Consider the following 6,876-nt stretch of genomic DNA (forward strand, 5'->3'; position numbering starts at 1 on the left):
ATCATCACCATGCAAAAAATCATCAACATCATCGAAAATACCAACTGGAAAGCCCAATTTCTTTACGGCCTTGTTCTGGCATTATTATTTGGATCTACCACTATTTTAAGCGGTTTTGGTCCGGTTTGGGCTATCGTTCAGGTTCTAATCATTTCAGCGGCCAGGGAACATTATTTACACGACTTAACCGGCGACTATAACTGGCGTAATTTCTTCTTTGTTCTGGTACCGGTAGTAATTTTATATATCATCATCTTTTAATTATTCATTCTTCAATCAAAATTCATTCATCATGAAAAAATTATTCATCATTGCAACTTTGTTGGTAACAGCTTTCACAACTTTTGCCCAAGGACCAAACTGGCAGGAATTTAAAAAAGAATCGGCAATAGCTGCTACTCAAGCTGCAAAACAAACCAATTTGGAGTTAGGTTTAAACCATGCTCGATTAGATACATTCAATTCTGAGTACAAAGAAGCTGAGTCAGATCTTGATACGCTCATTGTCGATTTCCATGTTTTAAATATATCTGGAGATACAGCTCAAATCATGACCTCTAATAGACATTATAAATATAGGGTATCGATAATACCAATGCTCAATCCATTTGGTTATACACTTCAGCCAGATCGACAATACACTATAGCTTTGGAAAGAAATAAGCAAGATGTTTATGAATTCCAAACTAGAGGACAAACTAGAACCTTGGAAGCTCGCATAATTTGGTTTACAGTTTCTGAAGCGCAGCTTAGAAAAGATCGCTTATGGCTAACACGATTCATACAGGAAGAACCGGGTTACGACCGTTCCCCTCGAAACGGACATTAAGAATCTACTCTTTTTATACTTAACCTATTTATTATGATTGAAATTTTAAAACCTTATTTGGGGGAACTACTCGTGCTTATTATCGGGAGCCTCTTAGGGTGGTTCGTAGAGCGTAAACGAAAGAAGGTAGAAGTTCGCAATCTAACCGTTGAAGGCAATAAAGCAGAGGCAGATTATAGTAAATCGATGCTGGATATCTACCAGGATGCCTTAACCGATTTGAAAGATCGATACGAAGAGAAATTCTGCTTTCTGAAAAAAGAATATGATCTCCAGTTTACCAATTTAAACCTGCGCATGGAACGATTGAAAAAAGATCAGGAAATGTGGAAGAATCGCTACAGTAAACTAAAGCGAGAATTTGAAGATTATAGAAAATCACATCCATAGATTATGATCAATTTCAAATTTCGTTTCGAACATTTTATAATCCTTGTCCTGGCAACTCTTCTACTTCTGGAGAATTGCCGGGGGAATGATCAGGATTGCGATGATAAAACCACTACTGTAAAGGTTTCAGAAGAAATCCTAACGGAAAAGGATAGTGTTACCAATAACAATATCAAAAATCGTGAACCGGAAAATGTGCAGGTTATAGAAACTCCGGAAAAAGTTACAATTGTAGCAGATCCGGAAAAATTAGATCCAGCAGAACAAATCTTGCTTAAAAAAGTCAGCCGTTATCAAGACACTACCAGGTTGAAAGATGCTATCATTTACAGCGATATTTTAAGCGAAGGCCGAATTCTTAAAATGGATCTAAAAACCTCTATAGATCACTTAAAAACCACTATCGAAACCACAACTAATACCACCACGCAAGCTGGTGGTTTATTTGTTTCTCCATCAGCAGATTATGTGCCGGGTTTAGGATTTACTTCAGCTGGTGCCGGTATAAATTACATCAAAGGAGATTTAGGATTTGGTATTGGCTCGTTTTGGGGTTTTGGTACAAATCAAATCGGTTTCAGGTTCACCATACATAAAAAATTATTTTAATGAATTTAAAAGCAGTACTTAGTTTAGGAGCATTGGCCGCAACCGGCTTTTTTGTATTCGGAAAAGATAAATTTTCAGAGTATAGCAATGTTCTCGAAAACCTTAAAATGGATATTAAGGGAATTCGAAATATCTCTTTCAACAGGGAAATAAGTTTTAAGGTAGATGTTCAAATTTCGAATCCAACAAATATTTCAATTGATATTCCAGGAAACCAGTTGGTAATTAAGAATCTGCATTTTTATACACTTTCAGGTAAAAAGCTTGGTACCGCATTTCCAAATATTGCAGATATCAATTTGCCGGCGAATAACTATAGGTTGATTACTAATATACCAGTAAGTCTCTCAATGGCCGAAATAGGCAATAATATTGCTGAAATCCTAGATATAATTGGAGATAAAGACAAGCTGAAAATCGCCGCTGATATTGAAGCCTTCGGGAAATCATTCACTATAAACGCATAATATGACCGCAGTAGAAAGATATAATGCTTTGGATGGGCAAACAGCAACCAGAGAGGAATTACAAAAAATCGCTGTTTTAGGAGCTAAACAGGGTCAAACTAAAATATCCCTGAAGTTATTTAAGTTGCTGGAAGAAAACGAGGAAGAAGAATTTAAAATAAAAGTTGGAGAATTCGCATTAGACCAGGTTCCGGAGGATAGTTTAAAGGGGCTTGATTTTGCGTTTCCGGATGAGGATTTAGAAGGCGGTCTTGAAAAAGCAGTTGCTCCAGATGACATTTACCAGATGATCACAGATAAGATGCTGAAGCAACTGGAAAAAGCCAGTGGTAAGGACTACAAGAAGAAATGGCACGATCAAAACGACGAAGGCTATTTGTTGCCTTTCAATTTTGATACGAAAAAAATGTACCGTGGTATTAATATTCCTCTACTGACGGAAGGAATGACTAAAGTGTTAAAGAATCCATTCTTTCTTACATTCAACCAGATCGAGAAAAACAAAGGGCAATTAAAGAAAGGTTCTAAAGGGTTGCCGGTAGTTTATTTCACTATGCTTTATGCGGTGAAGGAGAAAGGAAAAGACGGTGAACAGATAGATTTTGGAACCTACAATAAAAAGAAGTTTTTAGCCTGGTTAAACAAGAATCACAATAAGCTAAGATATAGCAAGGATTATTATAAAAATTCTTACATCCCTATTCTCAAATATTACAATGTTTTTAACGGTGCTGATATCGACGGAATTGACTTTGATTTAAAGAATTTTAAAATCGGGTACCAGGACGGTAGCGAAACGATTAAGAACAATGATTCTCGCGTAGAGATCGCTGATTTAATTGTAAAAAATTATCCTAGTCCGCAGCCTAAATTATTAGATACTAAAAAAGGCGGTGCTTATTATAGCCATAATATTCTTGGTACCGTTGATGAGATCCACATGCCTAAATTTGAGGATTTTGAAACCGGTTTAGATTACTATAGAACGCTTTTCCATGAGTTTACGCATTCTACAGGTGTACAAAAAAGACTTGACCGTGATATGAGCGGGAAATTTGGAAGCAAGCCTTATGCAAAAGAAGAACTGGTTGCCGAGTTCGGTGCTATCTTCCTTTCAGCACATGCCGGAATTATTTGGTATAACCAGAAAAACCATGCGGAGTATCTTAAGAATTGGAATTCAGTTCTAACCCATGCGAAGGAAGATAACCGATTTATTATGCGCGCAGCTTCCAAAGCGCAGGAAGCCGCCGATTTTATTTTGAACCAGGATAAAAACGGAGTACCGGCCTATCAAAGTTCACTTAAAAGTGAACCGGTTAAGAAAATTGATCGTAAAAAAAGTAAACCTTCAAAGTTTAAGAAAGGTGAAAAAGCCTGGCATTCTTCAAAAAAAATGGAGGTAACTATCAAAAAAGTTTATATTCCCAAGAAAGGTTCGTCTCAGGAGAAAGAAAACCGTGTTTATGATCTGACCTATTCAAATGGTAAAAGAGCTATAGGTATTCCAGAAAGTAAACTTGTAGAAGTCCCTAAAAGTTCAGTTTCCAAAAAACCAAACACTAATGAGTTGCTAGATCGAGAGCGAAAGGCTAAACTGACCGCAAAATCGAAAGCCGATTTTGAAAAAGGATTAAAAAAATTAGGTTTTGAAATTATTGGGTATGAAGTAAACCAGGAAAAATCGAAGAACTGGGAAAGATCGTACCAATTAAATTTCAAAGATGCAACCGGTCTTGTATTGGAAATGGCAGTAAAGCCTGAAGGAAAACAGATTGAGGGCCAATTTCGTTGGAACGCAATTGGCGTGGATGCGGAAAGCCTCGTAGATTATAAAAACATTCAGGAATTCTATGAAGAAATATTAGCAGACTTTCAAGAGGTATTTGGGAAAGCTTCCATTGAAGAGATAGAAGATATCAAAAAAGAATATTCAAACACGCTGCATAAAAAGAAACAACCTAAAGCCCAGTTGGGATTGTTTGGAGCAAAGGCGCGAAAAAAAAAAGGGCTAAGTAATCCGGTTGCTGAGCTTCCGGACCAAATTGAAAAGCCGGTTGAAGCCTTTGCAACGGTTCCGCAACCGGTAATTCAAAATAAGCCGGTACCGGTAAAGAAAGATATTCCACAGATAGGAAACCCAAATAGTCTAGCGGCCAGAATGCAACGTAATCAAAATCGCGTGATTCAGAATTACAAAATTGATAATCTTGATATCGCTAAATTTTTGGGTGAAGTAGAGATTAAAGAAAAGGAAAGCGTGGGTATAAGTATAACCGCGCCTCAGGGAGCCGGGAAAACCCGTTTTGCATTTCAATTGATCGATGCATTTGCTGAAAATTATAAAGTTGGTCATGCATCCATGGAGGAGCATCCAGATTCTTCACTATACACTAGCAAAGCTGAAGAATACATTAGACCTGAAAACTTTGTAAATATAGACGCTCCAGATATCAACTCCATGGCCGATATTCATAAGCTTATTTTGAACAATGATGTTATTGTGATCGATAGTTTTGCAAAGTTGCGAGAGATTGATAAGAACATCCAGGTAGACCAGGATTTCAGAAAGAAGTATGATGGTAAATTATTCATATTTATTTTCCAATTGACCAGCTCCGGAAAAATGCGCGGTGGCTCCAAGTCTCAATTTGATGTGGATATAGTTCTATTTACGGAAAAATTTGATGACTACCGGGAGAATTATATTTATCCGGATAAAAACAGGTATAATAAAATACCACCTTCAGATCTAAAATTCAACATCTATAATCGTGCGATGGAACCGATTGAAGGAAATACAGATGTTTCAGATGTATATTTTGAAGAAGAAAAAGAAGATCCTGCAAATAGTAGAATTGCAAATCTCGATAGTGGTCGATTAATCGCCACGCCTATTCTCTAAAAAATCCGTTGCAACGGTGAATTTTAACCCTGCCATTGTGCAGGGTTTTTTTATTATCTTTAGTTTAATGGAAACCAGGTATTTTACTTCAGGAAAAGGAAATGTATTCATAAAAGAGGAATCGGGCCTTATCGTTCAGATTGTATATTTTATGGACGGCATGCATATTAACACCTTGAATTTTGAAGGTGATAAACGCTGCAAAAGGCGTAAGCATCCTGAACAGTTTGAAATCCAGAAAGAAGAATATGAGTTCTGGATGGATATCGTAAATAGAATTGAAAATTTTAGAGCAAAAAGTTTTCAAAAATCCATTGTATAAAGTTTACTATGATCTTCCGGGACCATAGCTTGAATATCTCTCAAGTAATTTCGTAGCCCTGCTTCACTTTTATGCCCGGTTATTGGCATAAGGTTGAGAATTATTTCCTGTTCACTCATTCCCTTATAAACGGGGGAATTATAAAGATCTATTATTGCAGTATGCCTACAGCTGTATAGTCCATATTCTTGACCAAAACCCATAGGCCTAATAACCTTTGTAAATCGCTGGCTAAAAAGTTTGACTTTACTACCAAGTTTTTCAGTTTCCCATACAGCCGGTTTATTCATTTTAGTAATGAGGCTATAATGACCAGGATATTTATCTAGGTTCATTGCTCTAATTAGTGGTTTCAGTCTCTCTATTATCCTGGAATATCCAATACGTTGTGTTTTTGTTTCTATACCTAATATCCAATCGTTAGTATTGATATCAGAAACTTTTAAACGGACTATTTCTACTGGTCGTAAAAGGGGATAAAGCATTAAAGAAATTACGTTAATAAGGTATGGATCTTTCTTTTGTAATTCCTTTTTGATGGCTACCAATTCTGTATTCGTAAATGGTTTGTTTTTAGCCGGTTTTCCCTTCGTTTTAGGAATATCTGTAAGGAAGTTATGCGGAATTATTCTTTTGTGTTGTAGAACGGTGAAAAGAGCTGACAAGCCTCTTTTGTAGTTATCAATGGAAGTGTTGGAAAGGATTTCCTTATTTGGTTTTCTATACTCCAATTGCAGGTAATCAATATATTCATAAATATGATCTATTTTCAAATCACCTATAGGAAGTCCTGTATAGAGTTTTTTGGAAGCCCATTCCAGGAAAAAATTAAGCCTTACTCTGTAATCGTCAACAGTAGATTCTTTTAATTCCCGGCTTTTAATATTAAATGCATACTCCAGGGCTTCACGAACGCTTCTACTTTCTTGTCTGGATCTAGGTTTTGTTTCGTCTCTAACCTGTGGCGGAATCCATCCAGAATGCAAGGCAATAGAGAGAGCTTTCTTTACTGCATTCCCAGCATCCTTTCTTTCCTGCACTGTTTTTAGCCGATTAATACCTTCGGAAGTTTTGATTTTAATATCAAGCTTATTAGTTTCAGGATTTCGCCACAAAAACCATATATACCAACGCTTACCAGCTTTTACACACGGTCTTTTTTTACCGTTTATTATTTCTTTTGCGATGTAGAGTTTCGGTTCAGTAAATTGCTTTTTTCCCAGAACTATCTTAATTTCAATTGGCCCGTTAAGTGGCTCGGTTTCGATTTTATAATGCTTTTTCATTTTTGAAAGTGAAGCTGAAAAACTAAAAAACCCCTGTGTTATCAGGGGTTTTCACTTTCAGTACTCGA

At 36.5% G+C, this 6,876-nt stretch carries 8 protein-coding genes; 7 read left to right on the forward strand and 1 reads right to left on the reverse strand.

Annotation, left to right across the window (positions count from 1 at the left end):
- The first annotated feature begins 9 nt into the window (after window positions 1-9).
- From ACNKXS_RS03415 to ACNKXS_RS03445, 7 genes are read left to right on the forward strand one after another with little or no spacing between them, the layout of a single operon-like run.
- The gene (locus ACNKXS_RS03415) at window positions 10-261 is read left to right on the forward strand and encodes a hypothetical protein (protein WP_417919629.1); all 252 of its coding nucleotides are present in this window, start codon (window positions 10-12) and stop codon (window positions 259-261) included.
- Between the two features lie 31 nt (window positions 262-292).
- Window positions 293-829: a hypothetical protein gene (locus ACNKXS_RS03420; RefSeq protein WP_417919630.1), complete on the forward strand. Its 537-nt coding sequence runs from the start codon at window positions 293-295 to the stop codon at window positions 827-829.
- A gap of 33 nt (window positions 830-862) precedes the next feature.
- Entirely contained in the window at window positions 863-1,219 is a 357-nt protein-coding gene (locus tag ACNKXS_RS03425) for a hypothetical protein (protein WP_417919631.1), read from the forward strand.
- A gap of 3 nt (window positions 1,220-1,222) precedes the next feature.
- Window positions 1,223-1,828: a hypothetical protein gene (locus ACNKXS_RS03430; RefSeq protein ID WP_417919632.1), complete on the forward strand. Its 606-nt coding sequence runs from the start codon at window positions 1,223-1,225 to the stop codon at window positions 1,826-1,828.
- Complete coding sequence (locus ACNKXS_RS03435; RefSeq protein WP_417919633.1) at window positions 1,828-2,295, forward strand: hypothetical protein; 468 nt, start codon at window positions 1,828-1,830, stop codon at window positions 2,293-2,295. Before ACNKXS_RS03430 ends, ACNKXS_RS03435 begins: the two co-directional genes overlap by 1 nt.
- A 1-nt stretch (window position 2,296) precedes the next feature.
- The gene (locus tag ACNKXS_RS03440) at window positions 2,297-5,200 is read left to right on the forward strand and encodes a zincin-like metallopeptidase domain-containing protein (RefSeq protein ID WP_417919634.1); all 2,904 of its coding nucleotides are present in this window, start codon (window positions 2,297-2,299) and stop codon (window positions 5,198-5,200) included.
- Between the two features lie 16 nt (window positions 5,201-5,216).
- On the forward strand, window positions 5,217-5,522 hold the full coding sequence (locus ACNKXS_RS03445; RefSeq protein WP_417919635.1) for a hypothetical protein: 306 nt from the start codon (window positions 5,217-5,219) through the stop codon (window positions 5,520-5,522).
- Here the strand turns inward: ACNKXS_RS03445 and ACNKXS_RS03450 are convergent.
- The gene (locus tag ACNKXS_RS03450) at window positions 5,504-6,808 is read right to left on the reverse strand and encodes a tyrosine-type recombinase/integrase (RefSeq protein ID WP_417919636.1); all 1,305 of its coding nucleotides are present in this window, start codon (window positions 6,806-6,808) and stop codon (window positions 5,504-5,506) included. The two genes, ACNKXS_RS03445 and ACNKXS_RS03450, sit on opposite strands and share 19 nt — an antisense overlap.
- Window positions 6,809-6,876 lie beyond the last annotated feature (68 nt).

Origin of the sequence: Christiangramia marina (assembly GCF_048285865.1) — a bacterium.
In the GTDB taxonomy this organism is placed as follows: Bacteria; Bacteroidota; Bacteroidia; order Flavobacteriales; family Flavobacteriaceae; genus Christiangramia; species Christiangramia marina.

What these genes read in the sequence shown, in the direction of transcription:
- ACNKXS_RS03415 (WP_417919629.1), top strand. Translation starts at nt 10, where the DNA reads ATGCAAAAAATCATCAACATCATCGAAAATACCAACTGGAAAGCCCAA.
- ACNKXS_RS03420 (WP_417919630.1), top strand. Translation starts at nt 293, where the DNA reads ATGAAAAAATTATTCATCATTGCAACTTTGTTGGTAACAGCTTTCACA.
- ACNKXS_RS03425 (WP_417919631.1), top strand. Translation starts at nt 863, where the DNA reads ATGATTGAAATTTTAAAACCTTATTTGGGGGAACTACTCGTGCTTATT.
- ACNKXS_RS03430 (WP_417919632.1), top strand. Translation starts at nt 1,223, where the DNA reads ATGATCAATTTCAAATTTCGTTTCGAACATTTTATAATCCTTGTCCTG.
- ACNKXS_RS03435 (WP_417919633.1), top strand. Translation starts at nt 1,828, where the DNA reads ATGAATTTAAAAGCAGTACTTAGTTTAGGAGCATTGGCCGCAACCGGC.
- ACNKXS_RS03440 (WP_417919634.1), top strand. Translation starts at nt 2,297, where the DNA reads ATGACCGCAGTAGAAAGATATAATGCTTTGGATGGGCAAACAGCAACC.
- ACNKXS_RS03450 (WP_417919636.1), bottom strand. Translation starts at nt 6,808, where the DNA reads ATGAAAAAGCATTATAAAATCGAAACCGAGCCACTTAACGGGCCAATT.